The sequence below is a fragment of the Nocardioides sp. 503 genome (genome assembly GCF_004522095.1).
Taxonomy (GTDB): Bacteria; Actinomycetota; Actinomycetes; order Propionibacteriales; family Nocardioidaceae; genus Nocardioides.
In genome coordinates, this window is the sequence record NZ_SPUI01000003.1 from 573,867 (window position 1) to 591,104 (window position 17,238).

The following is a 17,238-nucleotide window of genomic DNA, read 5'->3' on the forward strand; positions in this document are numbered from 1 at the left end:
GACCAGAAGGAAACGTCACCATGAAGAAGTCGGCCCTCACCGCCAGCTCCACCAAGATCCTCGCCTCCGTCGTCCTCGTCGCCGGCGCCGCCTCCGTGGCCGGCCTGGGCACCTTCGGTGCCTTCACCTCCACCACCTCGGCCAGCGAGGCCGTGGGCACCGGCAAGGTCGTCCTGGGCCTGACCCAGCACGCCACCCTCGGCACCACCGTCGCCGCGACCAACCTGGTCCCCGGAGACACCGTGCAGCGCGCCGTGGTCCTGACCCGCTCCAGCGACACCGAGGCCTTCGGCTCGGTCAAGCTCACCACCGCCGGCGGCACGGCCAACAAGCTCACCACCGAGCAGACCGACGGCCTGCAGCTCGCCGTGGACCAGTGCTCGATCGCCTGGACCAAGGCCTCGGGCAGCAACGACCTCGTCTGCGGCACCGGCGGCACCGTGACCAACGTCGTGGCCTCGCGCCCCGTGGTCGGCACCAACCTCGACCTCGCCGCGGCCACCACCGCCCTCAACTCCGGCGCCGCGGCCGCCAACCTGCGCGTCACCCTCACGCTGCCCCCCGCCGCGGACAACACCTTCCAGGGCCTGTCCAACACGGTCGCCTTCACCTTCGACGCCACCCAGCGCGCCGCGCAGGCCAAGTAGCCCCTGACCACCCGCACCCTCACCACCGCCACCACAGACCAGGGACAGGAGCCACGCCATGAGTGCCACCACCGCCGCCCCACACACCGGCATGGTCGGACGCCACCGCGTGGCTCCTGCTCCCGCCCCCGTACGGCGCGCCTCCACCCGCCCCGCCGTCGCGCCCGGCACGACCGGCGGCACGCCGCAGCAGGCCGCCGCGCAGGACCTCGAGCAGGTCGACGCATGAGCGCCCTGGACCGCACCTGCCTGGAGCGCCTGGCCCACGACGTGGCCAGCCACCCGTTCATGGTCACCTTCGCCGAGAAGTACCGCCTGCTCCTGCCCCAGCGGATCCGCCGGGTCCTGGCCGCCCTCGCCGAGGGCGACCTCGAGGCGGCGCTCGACGCCGCCTTGTCGCTGCGCGTCGCCTCGGCCTACGTCGGGGCGCTCGAGCTGGTCGAGATCGCCCGCCACCTCGAGTCCCACCTGCGCACCGGCGACCTCACCGGCGCCGTCGTCCGCGCCGGCACGATGGACGCCGCCGCGCACCGCACCGAGCTCGCCCTCTCGACCTACCTCGCCGAGCTCGCCCTCGCCGCCTGAGGCCCCGGCGACCGTTCGAGCGGTCCTCCTCGACGGGTCCAGACCACTGGATCCGTGGGGTCGATCCTCTTGACAGAGGTTTGTTAGTCCGCTGAACTAACAAACGTGACCCAGCTCTCACCCCTCGGCCGGCCGCTGCGCCCCAGCGGCAAGCTGCTGCAGGAGGACACCCGGCGCCACCACCGGGCCCTGCTCCTGCAGCGCCTCTTCCGGGACGGCCCGGCCAGCCGGGCCGACCTCGCGCGCACCACCGGGCTGACCCGGGTCACGGTCTCCGAGCTGGTCGGCACGATGGTCGCCGACGGCCTCGTCGAGGAGCTGGGCGCTCCGGCCGAGAGCCGTGTGGGCAAGCCCCCGACGCTCGTGGGAGTGGCCGCGGAGTCCACCCACATCGTCAGCCTCGACCTCTCCGCCGACGACCGGCTCACCGGCGCGGTCCTCAACCTGGCCGGCCACGTCGTGGCCCGCTGCGAGCGGCCGCTGGCGGGACGCAAGGGCGCGGCGGCCACCGCACTCGTGCACGAGCTGGCCGACGAGCTGGTCGCGATGACGTCGCGGCCCGTCCTGGGCATCGGCGTGGGCTCCCCCGGCGTGGTGGACGCCCTCGGCACGGTGCTCGACGCGCCCAACCTCGGCTGGCACGGGACCGCCCTCGCCGAGGGCCTGCGCGAGCACACGGCCCTGCCGGTCTTCGTCGCCAACGACGCCAACACCGCCGCGCTCGGCGAGCACACCTTCGGCCACGCCCAGGGCGGCGGGCTCATGGTGCTGCGGGTCGGCAACGGCGTCGGCGCCGGGCTGATCCTCGAGGGCACCCTGCTGCACGGGCACCGGGCGGCGGCCGGCGAGATCGGCCACGTCGTCGTCGACCCGCGCGGCGAGCCGTGCGCCTGCGGCCGCACGGGCTGCCTGGAGACGCTGCTCGCCGTACCCCACCTGCGCCGCCGCCTCGCGGCGTCCACGTCGCGCACCCGCGTGCTCGCCGACACCGGCCGGCGCCTGGGCGCCGCGCTCGCCCCGGTGGTGGGCACCCTCAACCTGCACGAGCTGGTCCTCAGCGGACCGGTCGAGCTCCTGGACGGACCGCTGCGCGACGCGGTCGAGAGCACCATCCGGCGGCGCACGATGCCGGTGATCGGCGACGAGCTGGTGGTCCGCACCTCGACCCTCGGCGACGACGTCGTCCTGGCGGGGGCGGCCGTGCTCGTCCTCGCCGGCGAGCTGGGCGTCTCGTGACCCGCCTCCCCACCAGCCCCGTTGCTGACCACAGCCGACGGCAGATGAAAGGAACCATCCGGTGCGCATGAAGACAACCCTGGGCCTGGCCCTGTCGGCCGTCCTGGCCCTGTCCGCCTGTGGCGGAAGCGATGACGAGAACAGCGCAGGCGGCGGTCCGGACAAGGCCGACATCCGCGTGTGGCTCAACGGCGCCGACACCCCGCAGGCGGCCCGCGACTGGCTGAAGAAGACCTTCGAGGAGCAGCACGACGGCTCCACCCTCACCATCGAGGAGCAGCAGTGGGAGGGCCTCGTCGAGCGCCTGACCACCGCGCTGTCGAGCGGGGACGAGACGCCCGACGTGGTCGAGGTCGGCAACACCCAGAGCGCGACGTTCACCACCGCCGGCGCCTTCTCCGACCTGACCGGCGAGCTGGGCGACCTCGGCGGCGACGACCTGCTCCAGGGGTTCGTCGAGGCCGGGACCGTCGACGACAAGACCTACGCCGTGCCCTACTACGCGGGCGGCAAGTACATCTTCTACCGCAAGGACCTGCTCGAGAAGGCGGGCCTCGAGGTGCCGACGACCATGGAGGAGTTCGTGGACGCCGCGGTCGCGCTCAAGAAGGACAACCCCAAGCCTGCGAGCTTCTCGGGCTTCTGGTTCCCCGGGCAGGACTGGCGCAACGCGGTCAGCTTCGTCTGGGCCTCCGGTGGCGACCTCGCGGTGGAGGACGGCGGCCAGTGGCAGGGAGCCCTGTCCACGCCCGAGTCGCAGGAGGGCCTCGAGGTCGTGCAGCGGCTGATGACCGAGGCCTCGGGCGCCGCCAAGGACGGCAACGAGACCGACCCGCAGGTGCCGTTCTGCAACGGCGAGGTGGGCATGATGTCCACGCCCAGCTGGATCAAGGGCCTGCTCGAGGACCCCAAGACCGGGTGCCCCGAGATGATGGACAAGGTCGGGGTCTTCGCCCTCCCCGGCGCCGAGGGCGAGCCGGCCCCGGTGCTGCTCGGCGGCTCCAACATCGCCGTGGCGGTGAAGTCCCCCCACCAGGACCTCGCCAAGGACGCCGTGGCGCTGATGCTGAGCGAGGACTACCAGACGATCCTGGCCGAGAACGGTCTCACGCCGGCCAAGCAGTCGCTCGCCCCGCTCCTGGGCGACGACGAGTTCGCGGCCGCCACCATCGAGGCGGCCAGCAACGCCCGGCTCACTCCCCCGGCCGCCGGCTGGGCCGGCGTGGAGGGTGCGCGCATCCTCGAGGACCTCTTCGTCGCCATCGCCAAGGGCGGCGACGTCGCCGAGCTCGCGGGCAAGGCCGACGAGGCGATCACCGAGCAGCTCGGCTCCAGCTGAGGCCACCGTCCTGACCGACCGGGGCGGCGGTGACGCCGCCCCGGTCCGGTCGCGCCCAGAAGGGTCGAGAATGACCAGCACGACCGTGACGGCCGCCGCCGTCGACGCTCCGTCCGAGCCCGCGAGGGGAGGGACACCCGTGGCCCGACCCGGCCGGCGACGTACCCGCCGCGCACCGCTGCCCTACGTCCTGGTCCTCCCGGCCCTCGTCGCCCTCTGCGTCGGCCTGGGCTACCCGCTGGGGCGCCAGCTCCTCCTGTCCTTCCAGGACTACGGCCTGGCCCAGCAGTTCGGACAGCCCGCCACGTGGGTGGGGCTGGACAACTACCGACGGCTCGCCGGTGACGGCTACCTGTGGAGCCTGGTCCTGCGCTCGGTGCTGTTCTGCTTCGTGTGCGCCGCGGTGACGATGGCGCTCGGGGTCGGCGTGGCCCTGCTGCTGCGGCTGATGTCGCGGCCGGTGCGGCTCCTGGTGCAGACCTCCCTGCTGCTGGCGTGGGCGATGCCCGTGCTGGCGGTGCTCACGGTGTGGCAGTGGCTCTTCGACAGCCAGTACGGCGTCGTCAACTGGGTGCTGACGCGGCTCGGCGGCGACTTCGCCGGTCACTCGTGGCTGCTCGAGCCGATGTCGTTCTTCATGGTCGCGGCCGTCGTCGTGGTGTGGATGAGCGTGCCGTTCGTGGCCTTCACCGTCTACGCCGGCCTGACCCAGGTCCCCGAGGAGCTGCTCGAGGCGGCGGCTGTCGACGGCGCCGGACCCCGGGCCCGGCTGCGGCACATCATCGTCCCGGTCATCCGCCCGGTGCTGCTCGTCGTCGGGCTGCTCCAGGTCATCTGGGACCTGCGCGTCTTCACCCAGATCTACGTCCTCCAGCAGGCGGGCGGCGTCACGCGCGACACCAACCTGCTGGGCACCTACATCTACCGCTCCGGCATCGGCGAGGGCCGCTTCGGCACCGCCGCGGCGGTGGCGGTCTTCATGCTGGCGCTGACCGTCGTGCTGACCTCGCCCTACGTCGTCCGCATGCTGCGCGAGGAGGAGTCATGAGCCGCGTGTCCCCCACCGCCCGGACGGCCGCCAACCTGGTCGGCCTGGCGATCCTGCTGGTCTTCGCGTTCCCGGTCTACTGGATGGTGTCGACGTCGTTCCAGACGCGCGCCGAGATCCGCGCCCCCGAGCCGACGTGGCACCCCTTCGGCGGCAGCCTGGACAACTACCGCCGGCTCTTCACCGACGGGGGCGGCTTCACCGACGCCCTGCGCGTCAGCCTGTCGGTGACGGTGCTGACCGTGGTCGTCGCGCTGCTCTTCGCCTTCCTGGCGGCGCTGGCGGTCTCGCGCTTCCGCTTCCGCGGCCGCAAGAGCTTCGTGGTCGTGCTCCTGCTCGTGCAGATGATCCCGACCGAGGGCCTGTTCATCTCCCAGTACAAGATGCTCGAGGCGGCCGACCTGACCAACACCGTCATCGGCCTGACCGTGCTCTACGTCGCCGCGGTGCTCCCCTTCACCATCTGGACCCTGCGCGGCTTCGTCGCCGGGCTGCCGGTCGACCTGGAGGAGGCGGCGATGGTCGACGGCTGCACGCGCACCGGCGCCTTCTTCCGCATCACCTTCCCGCTGCTCGCGCCCGGCCTCGTGGCCACCGGGGTGTTCGGCTTCATCCAGGCGTGGAACGAGTTCACGGTCGGCCTGGTCGTGATGACGCGCGAGGACAGCAAGACGCTGCCCGTGTGGCTGAGCACGTTCACCGACGTCAACCGCGGCACCGACTGGGGTGCGGTCATGGCGGGGTCGACGCTGATCGCGATCCCGGTGATCGTCTTCTTCCTGCTCGTGCAGGGGCGGATGGTCGGCGGCCTGACCAGCGGCGCGGTGAAGGGATGAGCCGCGACCGGCTCGAGCGGCTCGCGCTCGCGGTCCAGCTCCCCGGGTTCCCCGGCACCACCCTCGCCGACGACGTACGGCGGATGCTCGCCGACGGCCTCGGCGGGATCTGCCTGTTCGCCGGCAACACCGCCGACGGCCCGGACGCGGTCGCGCGCCTGGTGGCCGACGTCCACGCGACGGCCGACGGGGCCGTGGTCGCGACCGACGAGGAGGGCGGCTCCGTGACCCGCCTGCACGTCGGGGCCGGCAGCCCGGTGCTGGGCCCGGCCGCGCTCGGCGTGGTCGACGACCCGGACCTGACCGCGGCCGCCGGCCGCGCGGTCGGTCACGACCTGGCCGCCCTCGGGATCGACCTGTGCCTCGGCCCGGTCGCCGACGTCAACAGCAACCCCGACAACCCGGTCATCGGGGTGCGCAGCTTCGGGTCGGCCGCGGGGCCGGTGGCCGCCCACGTCGCCGCGTGGGTCGGCGGGCTGCAGTCGACCGGCCCGGCGGCGTGCGTCAAGCACTTCCCCGGGCACGGGGACACCGCGGTGGACAGCCACCTCGCGCTGCCGGTCCTCGAGGCCGACCTCGACCTGCTGGCCCGGCGCGAGCTGGTCCCCTTCGCCGCGGCCGTGGAGGCCGGGGCCGCCGCGGTGATGACGTCCCACCTGGTGGTGCGCGCCCTGGACCCGGATCGGCCGGCGACGACCAGCCCGCCCGTGCTGGCGCACCTCCGCGAGCGGCTGGGCTTCGAGGGCGTCGTCGTCACCGACGCCCTCGACATGGTGGGCGTGTCGGGCCGCACGGGCGTGCCCGAGGCCGCCGTCCTCGCGCTCGCGGCCGGCGCCGACCTGCTGTGCCTGGGCGCGGACAAGGACCCGGCGCTCGTGCGGGCGGTGCAGTCCGCGATCGTGGAGGCCGTGCGAGGCGGGCGGATCGACGAGGAGCGGCTCGCCGACGCCGCTGCGCGTGCCACCTCCCTGCGCCGCCGTGGCCACCGAGGCCCGGCCGGGCACGCCGAGGAGGACGAGCACGCGCAGTCGCTCGCCGCGCCGCGCTCGCTCGTGGTCGACGGCACGCTGCCGGACCTGGCAGGCGCGGTGCTGGCGCGGGTCGACACCGCCCCCAGCATCGCGGTGGGGCCGGGGTCGTGGGGGCTGCCGACAGCACTGGCCGTGCGCCCGGACGAGGCCGGTGCCGCCACCCGTCTGACCCGCGCCGCGGGCGGTCGTCCGCTCGTGCTGCAGGTGCGCGACGCCCACCTCGAGCCGGCCACGGCCCGGCTGGTGGCGGACCTGGCGGCCACCACGACGGTGGTGGTCGTCGAGCTCGGGTGGCCGGGCCCGCTCCCGGTGCCCGTCACCAGGATCCGCACCCACGGCGTCTCGCGCCCCACCCACGCGGCGCTCGCCCGGCTGCTCTCGGAGAAGGGATGGTCCGCGTGACCAGCTTCGGACTCGACATCGGTGCCACCAAGACCCTCGGCATCGTCCTGGACGCCGACGGGGCGGTGCTCGCGCAGGTGCGCGAGCCCACGCTGCTGGGCGCCGCCGGGGTCCTCGAGACGACGGCGCGGGTGGTGCACCGGCTCCGCCAGGTCGGCGAGCCCCACGGGCCCATCGGGGTCGGGGTGCCGGGGCTCGTCGACGTGCGCACCGGCTCGGTGACCCACGCGGTCAACCTCGGGCTCGACGGCGAGGTCCTGCCGCTGGAGAGCCTGCTGGCCGAGCGCCTGGGCCACCCCGTCGTGCTCGAGAACGACGTCAACGCCGCGACGCTCGGGGCGGCCTCGCTGACCGGCGCCGACGACCTCGCCTACCTCAGCATCGGGACCGGCCTCGCGGCCGGGCTGCTCCTCGACGGGCGCCTGCGTCGCGGCACCCGGGGCGCCGCCGGCGAGATCGGCCACCTGCCGGTCGACCCGGCCGGCGCCCGGTGCCAGTGCGGGCAGCGCGGCTGCCTGGAGACGGTGGCCTCGGGTGCGGCCCTGTCCGCGGCCTGGCCCTCGCCCGACCGGCCCGCGGCCCAGAGCCTGTTCGCGGCCGCCGCCGCCGGGGACCCGGCCGCCGTCACCGCACGCCGTACCTTCGTCGGGGGTGTCGCGCAGGCCGTGATCATGCTGGGCCTGACCGTCGACGTGGACACCGTCGTGCTCGGAGGCGGCGTCTCGCACCTCGGGGAGTCCCTGCGCGCGGCCGTGGCCGAGGAGCTGCACGAGCGCGGGTCGACCTCGCCGTTCCTCGCCTCCCTCGGGCTCGCCGACCGGGTGCGGGTGCTGCCCGACGACCTGCCGGTGGCGGCCGTCGGCGCGGCGCTGCTCGGCGACGACCGTCGCCTGGCGCTCGGGTGAGCGGGACGCGTCAGGGGCGGGTGGTCCGCGCGAGGTAGGCCACGCCGCGCGGCGACAGCTCGTAGCCCACGTCGAAGCTGCGCGTCAGCCCGAGCCGCTTGAGCTTGCGGACGTCGATCTTGAAGGGGTCGCGCTCGCGGCCCACCTCCGCGGCGAGGTCCGGCGCCCGCACGCGCGGCCTGCGGCCGATGAGCTCGAGGGTCTGCCGGGTCCACGGCCCGTGGCTGCTCGCGCGGTCGAGCCGGGTCAGGCGGGCGTCCAGGTCGGTCACGTCGGCCTCGCTCAGGTCGGCGTCCTCGCGCAGCGCGATGCGGGGGTCCTCGCCGGCCCACACCATCCGCACGCGGTACGTCGCCAGGCTGGTGTCGGGGGCCAGCCGGGCGCGCAGCCGGTCGGCGTCGGGGTGCCCGGCGCGGCGGGCGTCCTCGTCGCTGATCGTGTCCGGGTCGACGACGCCGACCTCCTCCACGCGCACCATCCCGGGCACCGTGGTGAACGTGTGGCCCGGCTGCACGTCCTGGCGCCGCCAGCGTCGGAACGCCAGGTCCATCGACCCGTCGGCCACACCGTGGGCCACCTTCACCGGGAGCAGCACCGGGGCCTCCTCAGACGAGTCGCTTGCCGAGCGTGCGGCTCAGCGGTGAGCCACGGTAGTAGCCGTAGCCGGGGATCGCGACGTAGCCCGACGACTCGTAGAGCGCGATCGCCTCGGGCTGCTTCATGCCGGTCTCCAGCACCAGCGCCTCGGCCCCCGCCGCGCGGGCCGACTCCTCCAGGTGCGCCAGCATCCGGCGCGCGTGGCCGTGGCCGCGTGCCGCCGCCACGACGTACATCCGCTTGATCTCGCAGGTGACGGTGGTGCCGAACGCCTCCACCGTGGAGCGCCGCCAGGCGCCGGTGGCGACCGGCTCCCCGTCGACGTAGCCGACGAAGAAGCTGCCGTGCGGTGGCTCGAACTCCAGCGGGTCGACCGGGGAGTCGTCCTGGCTGCCGTAGCGCACGACGTACTCGGCCTGGACGTCGGCGACCAGGCGGACGGCGTCGGGGTGGCCGTAGCCGACGCGCTGGAACAGCACAGGGGACCTCCGATTTATCGCGGGCGCAACGGTGCTGACACACTAGGGCCGTACCTGACAGCGTCGTCAGCACCCACCCCTCCCACCCGGAAGGTTGCCACGTGAGCGACGCCCTTCAGATCCCCGCCGACCTCCTGCCCGCCGACGGCCGCTTCGGCGCCGGCCCCTCGAAGATCCAGACCAGCCACCTCGACGCGCTGGCCGCGACCGGCTCCTCGCTGATGGGCACCTCCCACCGCCAGGCGCCCGTGCGCGACACCGTCGGCCGCGTGCGCGAGGGCCTGGCGGCGCTGTTCGCGCTGCCCGAGGGCTACGAGGTCGTGCTCGGCAACGGCGGCGCGACGGCGTTCTGGGACATCGCGACGTTCGGCCTGATCCAGCAGAAGAGCCAGCACCTGTCGTTCGGGGAGTTCTCCTCCAAGTTCGCCAAGGCCGCCGCGGACGCCCCGTGGCTGGACGCGCCCTCGGTGCTGAAGTCGGAGCCCGGCTCGCGCCCCACCCCCGAGGCGGAGGCCGGCGTGGACGTCTATGCCTGGGCCCACAACGAGACCTCGACCGCCGTGATGGCGCCCGTCGTCCGCCCCGAGGGGACCGACGAGGGCTCGCTGGTGCTCGTCGACGCGACGTCCGGCGCGGGCGGCCTGCCCGTCGACCTGACCCAGGTCGACGCCTACTACTTCGCCCCGCAGAAGTGCTTCGCCTCCGACGGCGGCCTGTGGGTCGCCCTGATGTCGCCGGCCGCGCTCGAGCGGGCCGCCGCGATCGCGGCCACCGACCGGCACATCCCGGCGTTCTTCGACCTGCCGACCGCCATCGACAACTCCGGCAAGAACCAGACCTACAACACCCCGTCGGTCGCGACGCTGTTCCTCATGGCCGAGCAGCTCGACTGGATGAACGCCCAGGGCGGTCTCGACGGCATGGTCGAGCGCACGACGGCCTCCTCCGACGCCCTCTACGGCTGGGCGGAGAAGACCTCCTACACGACGCCGTACGTCGCGGACCCGGCCTCCCGCTCGCTGGTCATCGGCACCATCGACTTCGACGACGCCATCGACGCCGCCGCGATCGCCAAGACCCTGCGCGCCAACGGCATCGTCGACACCGAGCCCTACCGCAAGCTCGGCCGCAACCAGCTCCGCATCGCGATGTACCCCGCCGTCGACCCTTCCGATGTCCAGGCCCTCACCGCCTGCATCGACCACGTCGTCGAGCACACCGCCTGAGCCGCACCGCCGGGATAGTCCCTAACGAATTCGTGGTTGTTCGTGGTCGCGGACCACGATTTTGTTAGGGACTATCCCGACGGCGACGCCCCTCAGGTCTGCTTGAGGAGCTTGAGGGTGGCGCGCTCGAGGGCGGCCTGGCGCTCGTCGGGGGTGTCGTAGGTGCGCCGCGTGGTGCCGCGGATGGTCTTGCCCTCCTCGTAGGCCTCGATCACCCGCGGGTCGACGTAGGAGGAGCGCGCCAGCGTCGGGGTGTTGCCGAGGAACTCCGAGACCTCCTTCATCGCGCCGGCCACCGCTCGCTTGCGCGAGGCCTGGGTCTCGCCGTGCTCGGTGGTCTCGGCCAGCGCGGCCGCGGCGAGGACCGTGGCGTGCCAGGTGCGGAAGTCCTTGGCCGTGGCCTCGAGGCCGGTGCTGGCGCGGACGTACTCGTTGACCAGGTCCGGCAGGATCGAGCGCCAGGACCGTCCGTTGCGGTACGCCAGCAGCCGCAGGTCGCCGCCCCGGCGACGGCGCATGATCTCGATCGCCTCGATGACCGTGACGTCGTCGATCTCGATGCGGTGGTCGACGCCGGACTTGCCGACGAAGGTGAACACCAGCCGGTCCTGGTGCTTCTTCACGTGCCGGCGCTCCAGCGTCGTCAGCCCGAAGCTGCCGTGGGTGTCGGCGTAGACGTCGTTGCCGATGCGGAAGTAGCCGAGGTCGAGCAGCCGCACGGCCGCCGCGCAGGCCCGCTCCAGCGGCATGCCCTCGCGGCCGAGGTCGGTCAGGACGAGCTCGCGGGCCTTGACCAGCGCCCGCCCGAACTCCTGCATCCGGTCGAACTTCTCCGCGTCCCGCTTGGCGCGCCAGACCGGGTGGTAGAGGTACTGACGCCGCCCGGCGTCGTCGGTGCCGACCGCCTGCAGGTGGCCGTTCTCGTGGGGCGTGACCCACACGTCCTTCCACGCCGGCGGGATCACCAGGTCGCGCACGCGCTGCGCGTCGTCGGGCGGGAGCCGGTCACCGGCCTGGTCGAGGTAGACGAAGCCCTTGCCGGCTCGGCGGCGGGTCCAGCCCGGCTGGTCGGGCGACGTGCGGCGGAGTCGTGGCACCCCGCGAGCCTATGTCGCAGGGCCCCGGGCCCTGCTCACCCGCAAGGGTTCAACGACGACGCAGGGAGCGGAGCAGGACGACCAGCGCGCCCGCCCCGAGCACCCCGGCGAGCAGCCACGGCCACACCGGCGCGTCCGTCGAGACGCTCTCCGGCAGCTCTTGGCCCTCGCGGGTCGTCGGCTCGGCCGAGGGCGTCGGCGAGGGTGTCGGCGTCGGAGAGGCCACCGGCGCCGGAGGCAGGACTACGTCGCGCAGCGCGCGCGGGAGCGCGACGCGCAGCACCGCGCTCCGCTGCCCCTCGGTGCTGACGTAGACGGTGCCGTCGTCGTCGACGGCGATGCCCTCGCCCTGCTCCTGGTCGGGCAGCTCGACCTCCGCGACCCGCTCGAGCGCGGGGTAGGAGTAGACGACCGCCCGGCCGTAGTCGCGCAGCACCAGATGTCGCCCGTCGGGGAAGAAGGCGCCGTCGGTGACGAAGCCGATCACCGGGCCGAGCGGCCGGAGCACGTTGTCGCGCGACGCGCTCAGCTCGCGCGGTGCGGCGTACAGCGTGCCGCCCAGGAGCTCCTTCGACGCGACGAGCACCTGCCGCGTGACCGGGTGGACGAGCAGCGCCTCGGCGTCGCGCGGCCCGCCGGGGTAGCGCAGCGCGAAGACCTCCGGCTCGACCTCGCGGGTCTCCCGCTCGACGGGCACGCGCAGGAGCCGGACCGAGTCGCGGTTGCCGCGGTTGTCCCCGATGTCGCCGACGAGCACGCGGTCCTCCCCCCAGGGGGCGACGGCCTCCACGTCCGTGGCCTCGCCCCAGGTGGCGCCCCCGACGGTGTCGCCCGCGCCGTCGACCACGAAGGTGCGGCCCGTGTCGCCGGAGTCGTTGACGGTGACGAACAGCGGACCGGTCGCGACCAGGCCGCTGGACTCCACGATCTGCGGGTCGGAGAAGCGGAACGCCACGTCGCGGCGCGCGCCGTCGCCGGAGGTCATCCCGAGCACGAACGGCACCACCATCACGCCGGCGAGCAGCCGCTCGACGACGAGCATCACGCGTCGAGCAGCGCGGCCAGGCGGGGGCTGATGCCCCAGGTCGCGACGAGCTCGTCGTACTCGCCGCGCACGCCCGGGTCGGCGTCACCGGCTCCGGTGCGCACCGCCCGGAGCAGGGTGTTGCGCGGGGTGTGCTTGCTCTCGACGAACTGCACGACGTCGACCCGGTAGCCCCGGGTGCGCATCAGCGTCGACCGCAGCCCGTCGGTGAGGGTGTCGGCCAGGCGCTCGCGCAGGATCCCGTGGCGCGTGAGCATGGAGTACGGCGTGGGGGTCGCGGTGGTCCGCAGCTGGGCCGCGATGTCGTGGTGGCAGCACGGGGCGGCGAGGACCAGGCTGGCCTGCCACTCCACGGCGCGGGCCAGTGCCTCGTCGGTGGCGGTGTCGCAGGCGTGCAGGGCGAGGACCACCTCGGGGGCCGGGTCGAGGGCGACGCCGGAGATCGAGCCCACCACGAACTCCGCGGCGACGCCGAGCTGGGCGGCGATCGCGTTGTTGTGGTCGCGCGACTGCTCGCGCACGTCGACCCCGGTGACGTGCACCGGCAGCCCGCGGACCTCGGTCAGGAACCGCTCGGCCGCGAAGGTGAGGTAGGCGTTGCCGCAGCCGAGGTCGGCGATGCGCAGGGGCTCCTCGACCGTGGGGCGGCGCAGGTGGCCCTTCGCGACGGCTTCGGTGACCGAGGAGTCGAGGAGCCGGAGGAACTCCTCGACCTGGCGGTACTTGGCCTGCCGGCTGGGCTTCATCCGGCCCTCGGCGTCGCTGAGCCCCAGCGCGCGGAACACCGGGTCGCTCTCGGGGAGCAGCCGGTCCTTGCCGCGGTCGTGGTCGCGGTCGACCTCGGGTGCGGCGGAGCGGGCGCTGGTGTGCACCATCGCCTCGAGCTTCTTGGTGACCCGCACCTGGTGGGTCTGCGTCATCGTCTCGACGTGCCAGTTGCCGAACGGCTCGCGCAGCAGCTCGTCCACCGCCGAGGCCGCGGCGTCGACGGCGTGGTTGCTGGTGTGGGCCTGGGTGTCGTCGTAGGCCACGACCTGGAGGTGCCGGCCGGCCTTGAGGTCGACGTAGCGCAGCTCGACGCGGCGCCAGCGCGGCGGCGCCTGGCCCTTGTGGCGACCCGAGGCCACCGCCCGCACGAGCGACTCGGGGTCGAGCAGCCACGCGCGGACGCGGTCGAGCGCGACCAGCAGCGGCTCGCTCATCCGCGCACCACCGCCATCACGACGACGAGGAGCAGCAGACCCACGAGCGCGACCGGGATCACGAGCCGGCGGTGTCGTGGGTTCATCGCCCCAGTCTAGGTTCGGACCGCTCGCCCGGACGCATCGTCGAGTCCCCGACGGGGACCCTCACCAGTGCTCCATCGACCCCCGGAAGACGGCCGCGAGGTCCTCGGGCGTGACCGGCTTGGGCGCGGTCGCCAGCAGGCGCTGCTGCTGCATCGACCCGGCCACGAGGTCGTCGACGTCGGCCTCGCCGTAGCCGACCTCGGCCAGCCCGTTGGGGATCGCGATGTCGCGCATGAGCCGCGCCAGCACGCCGGGCAGCACGTCCGGCCCGTCGCCGGCGACGTCCGGCTCGAGCAGCCGCGCAGCGTGCAGGTGCCGCTCGGGGGCGGCGTCGAAGGTGAACCGGAAGGCCGCGGGCGCGGTCAGCGACACCGCCATGCCGTGCGGGACGATCGGCTCGTCGTCGGGGTAGCCGTCGGGCCGGAAGGAGCGCACCCGTCCGGCGACCGGGTAGGCGTTGGCGTGGGGGACGTGGACGCCCGCGTTGCCGAAGCCGAGCCCGGCGAAGGTCGCGGCCATCGCCATCTGCTCCCGCGCGCCCTCGTCCGCCCCGTCGCGCACGGCGCTGCGGAAGGCACCGGACAGCAGCGAGAGCGCGCGCTCGGACCACATGTCGGCGATCGGGTTGGCGCCGCAGTAGGGCACCCGCTGCTCGGGCCGCTTGGCGTCGAAGTCGCCGAACCACCGCGCGGTGTAGCTCTCCAGCGCGTGGCACAGGATGTCCATCCCGGCAGCCGCCGTCACCATCGCCGGCTGGGTCGCGGAGAGCGCGGGGTCGACCACCGCGAGCCGCGGGCGCAGCGCCGGGTGGCTGATCCCGGTCTTTACCTTCAGCGACAGCACGTCGAGCACGCAGATCGTCGTGCTCTCGCTGCCCGTGCCGGTCGTGGTGGGCACCGCCACCAGCGGCAGCAGCGGCGCGACCGGGGTGCGCGCCTTGCCGACGGGGGCGTTGACGTAGTCCATGAGCTCGCCGGGGTTGGTCGTCAGCAGGTTGACGGCCTTGGCGGTGTCGATCGCCGAGCCGCCGCCCACGGCCAGGATCGCGTCGAAGGGGCCCGCGTCGCGCGCGAACGCGATCGCCTCGCCCAGCGACGCGTCCGTCGGCTCCACCCGCGCGCCGTCGTACGTCGTGACGTCGATGCCCTGCGCGGCGACCTGCTCGGCGATCCGCGCGGGGTGCCCCGTCGCGGCGACCCCGGCGTCGGTGACGAGCAGGACCCGCCGGGCGCCGAAGCCGGCGAGGTCGTGGCCGATCTCGCCCGAGGCCCCTCGGCCGAACTTCAGGGCCGGGGCTGCGTAGGTGAAGACGGTCTCGGTCACACCGTCAAGGTATCCCCGGAGCGGCGCGCAGCGCCGAGCGCACCAGCGGCACCACCGGCACCGCCCCGCTCTCGACGTCGGCGCGGGGCACCCACGCGACGGCGTCCGTGGTGCCGTCGACCTCGGTGGTCAGCGGGCCGGGCTCGCCCACCACGCCGGCGGCGAAGACCAGCCCGATGGCGTGCAGCTCCTCGTCGCGGCCGGACGGCGCCGTCCCGCGGACCCGCTCGTCGTCGACGGTGACCAACCCGCCCACCTCGACCGCCAGGCCCGTCTCCTCGCGCACCTCGCGGACGACCGCCTCGCGCGGCGGCTCGCCGTGGTCGATCCCACCGCCGGGCAGCGACCAGAGGCCGGTGTGGAAGCCCCGCGGCGAGACCCGCGTCAGCAGCACCGCGCCCTCCCGCTCGACCAGCGCGTAGGCCGCGACGCGCTGCAGCCGGAAGGGCTCGTGCACGGCCAGCGCCTCACGGACCAGCGACACGGTGGGCACGGTCCCGTCGACCACGTCGGCCACGGGGTGCCAGGCGGCGTCGACCGTCGAGCCGTCGACCTCGACGACGTGCGGCTCGGGCGCGTCCACCGGCACCCACCCGTCGTAGACGATGCGCACGCTGTGGGCGTCCGCGCGACGCCCGTGGCGCCAGGTGTCGGGCAGGTGCAGGGAGAAGGTGTGGGCCGTGTCGCCGATGCTGACGGGCAGGCCCGTCTCCTCGTGGACCTCGCGCACGACGGCCTCGCGCGGGTCCTCCCCGTGGTCGATCCCACCGCCGGGCAGGGTCCACATCTCGCCGCGCGACAGCCGGGGGGAGAGCCGGCTGAGGAGGATGCGCCCCTCGCGCAGGATGACGGCGTACGCCGCCACCCGCTGCACCTGGTCGCCGGAGCGGCTCATGTGAAGGGCGGCCGACTGTCGCGGGCCAGCGAGCGGCGCCCGGCCCAGCGCCACACGCGGGCCGCCCGGTCGCGGTCCTCGTCGGTGACCAGGTTGCCCATCCAGCGCAGCGCCAGGGTCATCAGCCAGTCCGACCGCATCCCGGCGGGACCGAGCGCGGGGAGCAGTCGCGGCACGGTCACGAGCCCGGCCAGCCGGCGCGCGATCGAGAACGACTCGCCGTAGTGCTCGCGCAGCAGCGCCGGCCACACCGTCGCCAGGTCGTCGGTCTCGGTCATGACCTCCGCCAGCAGGCGGCCGGTCTCGAGGCCGTAGTCGATGCCCTCGCCGTTGAGCGGGTTGACGCAGCCGGCGGCGTCGCCGATCAGCGCCCAGTTGGCCCCGGCGACGTGCGAGACCGCGCCGCCCATCGGCAGCAGGGCCGAGGTCGGCAGCCGCAGCTCGCCGGACAGGCCGAACTCCTCGCGGCGCTCGTCGGCGTAGAAGGACATCAGCGGCTTGATCGCGATGTTGGCCGGACGCTTGGCGGTGGCCAGCGTGCCGACGCCGACGTTCACCTCACCGGTGCCGAGGGGGAAGATCCAGCCGTAGCCGGAGAGGATCTCGCCGTCCTCGCCGCGCAGCTCGAGGTGCGAGCTGATCCACGGGTCGTCGGACATCGTCGAGCTCACGTACGCGCGCCCGGCCACGCCGTAGACGGTGTCGCGGTGCCACTCGCGACCCAGGATCTTGCCCAGGGGCGAGCGCACGCCGTCGGCGACGACCAGGCGCCGGCAGGCGATCTCGAAGCGCTCCTCGCCGCGCTGGAAGACCACTGCCGCGACGCGCGCGCCCTCACGCCGTACGTCGACCGCGCGGACGCCGTCGATCGCGTTGGCGCCGGACTTGATGGCGGTGGTGCGCAGGTGGTCGTCGAGCTCGGTGCGCGCGACCGCGCTCCCCCAGTCCGGCAGCGTGCCGCCGGGCCAGGGCAGCAGCAGCGTCTGGCCGAAGCCGTGGGCGCGCAGGCCCCGGTTGACGGTGTGGGCCCGCAGCCAGTCCTCCAGCCCGAGCCGCTGCAGCTCGCCGATGGCGCGCGGGGTGAGCCCGTCGCCGCAGGTCTTGTCGCGCGGGAAGACCGCCGCGTCGGCGAGGACCACGTCCGCGCCGCCCCGCGCCGCCCAGGCCGCGGCGGCCGAGCCGGCGGGGCCGGCGCCCACCACCAGCACGTCGGTCCGGGTGGGGGGCGTGGTCACCCCTCGATTCTCTCAGCCGGGCG

At 74.1% G+C, this 17,238-nt stretch carries 18 protein-coding genes; 10 read left to right on the top strand and 8 right to left on the bottom strand.

The window, feature by feature from the left end:
* Positions 1–20: 20 nt before the first annotated feature.
* From E4622_RS10080 to E4622_RS10115, 9 genes are all read left to right on the top strand, one after another.
* The gene (locus E4622_RS10080; protein WP_134740060.1) at positions 21–647 is read left to right on the top strand and encodes a TasA family protein; all 627 of its coding nucleotides are present in this window, start codon (positions 21–23) and stop codon (positions 645–647) included.
* A 58-nt stretch (positions 648–705) separates the two neighbouring features.
* Positions 706–876 carry a hypothetical protein gene (locus E4622_RS22755; RefSeq protein ID WP_167736044.1) on the top strand — a complete coding sequence of 57 codons (171 nt, stop codon included), beginning with the start codon at positions 706–708 and terminating at the stop codon, positions 874–876.
* Positions 873–1,232: an Hpt domain-containing protein gene (locus tag E4622_RS10085; protein WP_134740061.1), complete on the top strand. Its 360-nt coding sequence runs from the start codon at positions 873–875 to the stop codon at positions 1,230–1,232. The genes E4622_RS22755 and E4622_RS10085 overlap by 4 nt, the downstream gene beginning before the upstream one ends.
* 105 nt (positions 1,233–1,337) lie before the next feature.
* Positions 1,338–2,468: an ROK family transcriptional regulator gene (locus E4622_RS10090; RefSeq protein ID WP_134740062.1), complete on the top strand. Its 1,131-nt coding sequence runs from the start codon at positions 1,338–1,340 to the stop codon at positions 2,466–2,468.
* A 67-nt stretch (positions 2,469–2,535) separates the two neighbouring features.
* Positions 2,536–3,807 (top strand): extracellular solute-binding protein, encoded by a 1,272-nt coding sequence (locus E4622_RS10095; protein WP_134740063.1) that lies wholly within the window; start codon positions 2,536–2,538, stop codon positions 3,805–3,807.
* Positions 3,808–3,877: 70 nt separating this feature from the next.
* Positions 3,878–4,855 (top strand): sugar ABC transporter permease, encoded by a 978-nt coding sequence (locus E4622_RS10100; protein WP_134740064.1) that lies wholly within the window; start codon positions 3,878–3,880, stop codon positions 4,853–4,855.
* Complete coding sequence (locus E4622_RS10105) at positions 4,852–5,691, top strand: carbohydrate ABC transporter permease (protein WP_134740065.1); 840 nt, start codon at positions 4,852–4,854, stop codon at positions 5,689–5,691. The genes E4622_RS10100 and E4622_RS10105 overlap by 4 nt, the downstream gene beginning before the upstream one ends.
* Positions 5,688–7,124, top strand: coding sequence for a glycoside hydrolase family 3 N-terminal domain-containing protein (locus E4622_RS10110; RefSeq protein ID WP_134740066.1), 1,437 nt, complete (start codon positions 5,688–5,690; stop codon positions 7,122–7,124). Before E4622_RS10105 ends, E4622_RS10110 begins: the two co-directional genes overlap by 4 nt.
* The gene (locus E4622_RS10115; protein ID WP_245155972.1) at positions 7,121–8,029 is read left to right on the top strand and encodes an ROK family protein; all 909 of its coding nucleotides are present in this window, start codon (positions 7,121–7,123) and stop codon (positions 8,027–8,029) included. The genes E4622_RS10110 and E4622_RS10115 overlap by 4 nt, the downstream gene beginning before the upstream one ends.
* A gap of 10 nt (positions 8,030–8,039) precedes the next feature.
* On the opposite strand, the gene E4622_RS10120 is transcribed toward E4622_RS10115, so the two are convergent.
* Positions 8,040–8,624, bottom strand: a complete 585-nt coding sequence (locus E4622_RS10120) for a hypothetical protein (protein ID WP_209021865.1) — start codon at positions 8,622–8,624, stop codon at positions 8,040–8,042.
* A 10-nt stretch (positions 8,625–8,634) separates the two neighbouring features.
* Positions 8,635–9,105, bottom strand: a complete 471-nt coding sequence (locus E4622_RS10125) for a GNAT family N-acetyltransferase (RefSeq protein ID WP_134740068.1) — start codon at positions 9,103–9,105, stop codon at positions 8,635–8,637.
* Positions 9,106–9,206: 101 nt separating this feature from the next.
* Between E4622_RS10125 and serC the strand changes: the two genes are divergently transcribed.
* On the top strand, positions 9,207–10,331 hold the full coding sequence (gene serC, locus E4622_RS10130; protein WP_134740069.1) for a phosphoserine transaminase: 1,125 nt from the start codon (positions 9,207–9,209) through the stop codon (positions 10,329–10,331).
* 92 nt (positions 10,332–10,423) lie between these two features.
* On the opposite strand, the gene E4622_RS10135 is transcribed toward serC, so the two are convergent.
* The 6 genes from E4622_RS10135 to E4622_RS10160 all read right to left on the bottom strand — a co-directional run bounded on the left by E4622_RS10135 (position 10,424) and on the right by E4622_RS10160 (position 17,215).
* Positions 10,424–11,428, bottom strand: a complete 1,005-nt coding sequence (locus E4622_RS10135; protein ID WP_134740070.1) for a DNA topoisomerase IB — start codon at positions 11,426–11,428, stop codon at positions 10,424–10,426.
* Between the two features lie 49 nt (positions 11,429–11,477).
* Positions 11,478–12,473 (bottom strand): WD40 repeat domain-containing protein, encoded by a 996-nt coding sequence (locus E4622_RS10140; RefSeq protein WP_134740071.1) that lies wholly within the window; start codon positions 12,471–12,473, stop codon positions 11,478–11,480.
* Positions 12,470–13,675, bottom strand: coding sequence for an SAM-dependent methyltransferase (locus tag E4622_RS10145; protein ID WP_134740072.1), 1,206 nt, complete (start codon positions 13,673–13,675; stop codon positions 12,470–12,472). The genes E4622_RS10140 and E4622_RS10145 overlap by 4 nt, the downstream gene beginning before the upstream one ends.
* 147 nt (positions 13,676–13,822) lie before the next feature.
* On the bottom strand, positions 13,823–15,085 hold the full coding sequence (locus E4622_RS10150) for a hydroxyacid-oxoacid transhydrogenase (protein WP_134740073.1): 1,263 nt from the start codon (positions 15,083–15,085) through the stop codon (positions 13,823–13,825).
* A gap of 4 nt (positions 15,086–15,089) precedes the next feature.
* Complete coding sequence (locus tag E4622_RS10155; RefSeq protein ID WP_134740074.1) at positions 15,090–15,980, bottom strand: NUDIX domain-containing protein; 891 nt, start codon at positions 15,978–15,980, stop codon at positions 15,090–15,092.
* Complete coding sequence (locus tag E4622_RS10160) at positions 15,977–17,215, bottom strand: geranylgeranyl reductase family protein (protein WP_134740075.1); 1,239 nt, start codon at positions 17,213–17,215, stop codon at positions 15,977–15,979. Before E4622_RS10160 ends, E4622_RS10155 begins: the two co-directional genes overlap by 4 nt.
* Between the last annotated feature and the right edge of the window lie 23 nt (positions 17,216–17,238).

Excerpts from the sequence above, each read along its gene's own strand:
- E4622_RS10080 (WP_134740060.1), top strand. The coding sequence starts at position 21 with ATGAAGAAGTCGGCCCTCACCGCCAGCTCCACCAAGATCCTCGCCTCC.
- E4622_RS22755 (WP_167736044.1), top strand. The coding sequence starts at position 706 with ATGAGTGCCACCACCGCCGCCCCACACACCGGCATGGTCGGACGCCAC.
- E4622_RS10085 (WP_134740061.1), top strand. The coding sequence starts at position 873 with ATGAGCGCCCTGGACCGCACCTGCCTGGAGCGCCTGGCCCACGACGTG.
- E4622_RS10095 (WP_134740063.1), top strand. The coding sequence starts at position 2,536 with ATGAAGACAACCCTGGGCCTGGCCCTGTCGGCCGTCCTGGCCCTGTCC.
- E4622_RS10100 (WP_134740064.1), top strand. The coding sequence starts at position 3,878 with ATGACCAGCACGACCGTGACGGCCGCCGCCGTCGACGCTCCGTCCGAG.
- E4622_RS10105 (WP_134740065.1), top strand. The coding sequence starts at position 4,852 with ATGAGCCGCGTGTCCCCCACCGCCCGGACGGCCGCCAACCTGGTCGGC.
- E4622_RS10110 (WP_134740066.1), top strand. The coding sequence starts at position 5,688 with ATGAGCCGCGACCGGCTCGAGCGGCTCGCGCTCGCGGTCCAGCTCCCC.
- E4622_RS10145 (WP_134740072.1), bottom strand. The coding sequence starts at position 13,675 with ATGAGCGAGCCGCTGCTGGTCGCGCTCGACCGCGTCCGCGCGTGGCTG.
- E4622_RS10155 (WP_134740074.1), bottom strand. The coding sequence starts at position 15,980 with ATGAGCCGCTCCGGCGACCAGGTGCAGCGGGTGGCGGCGTACGCCGTC.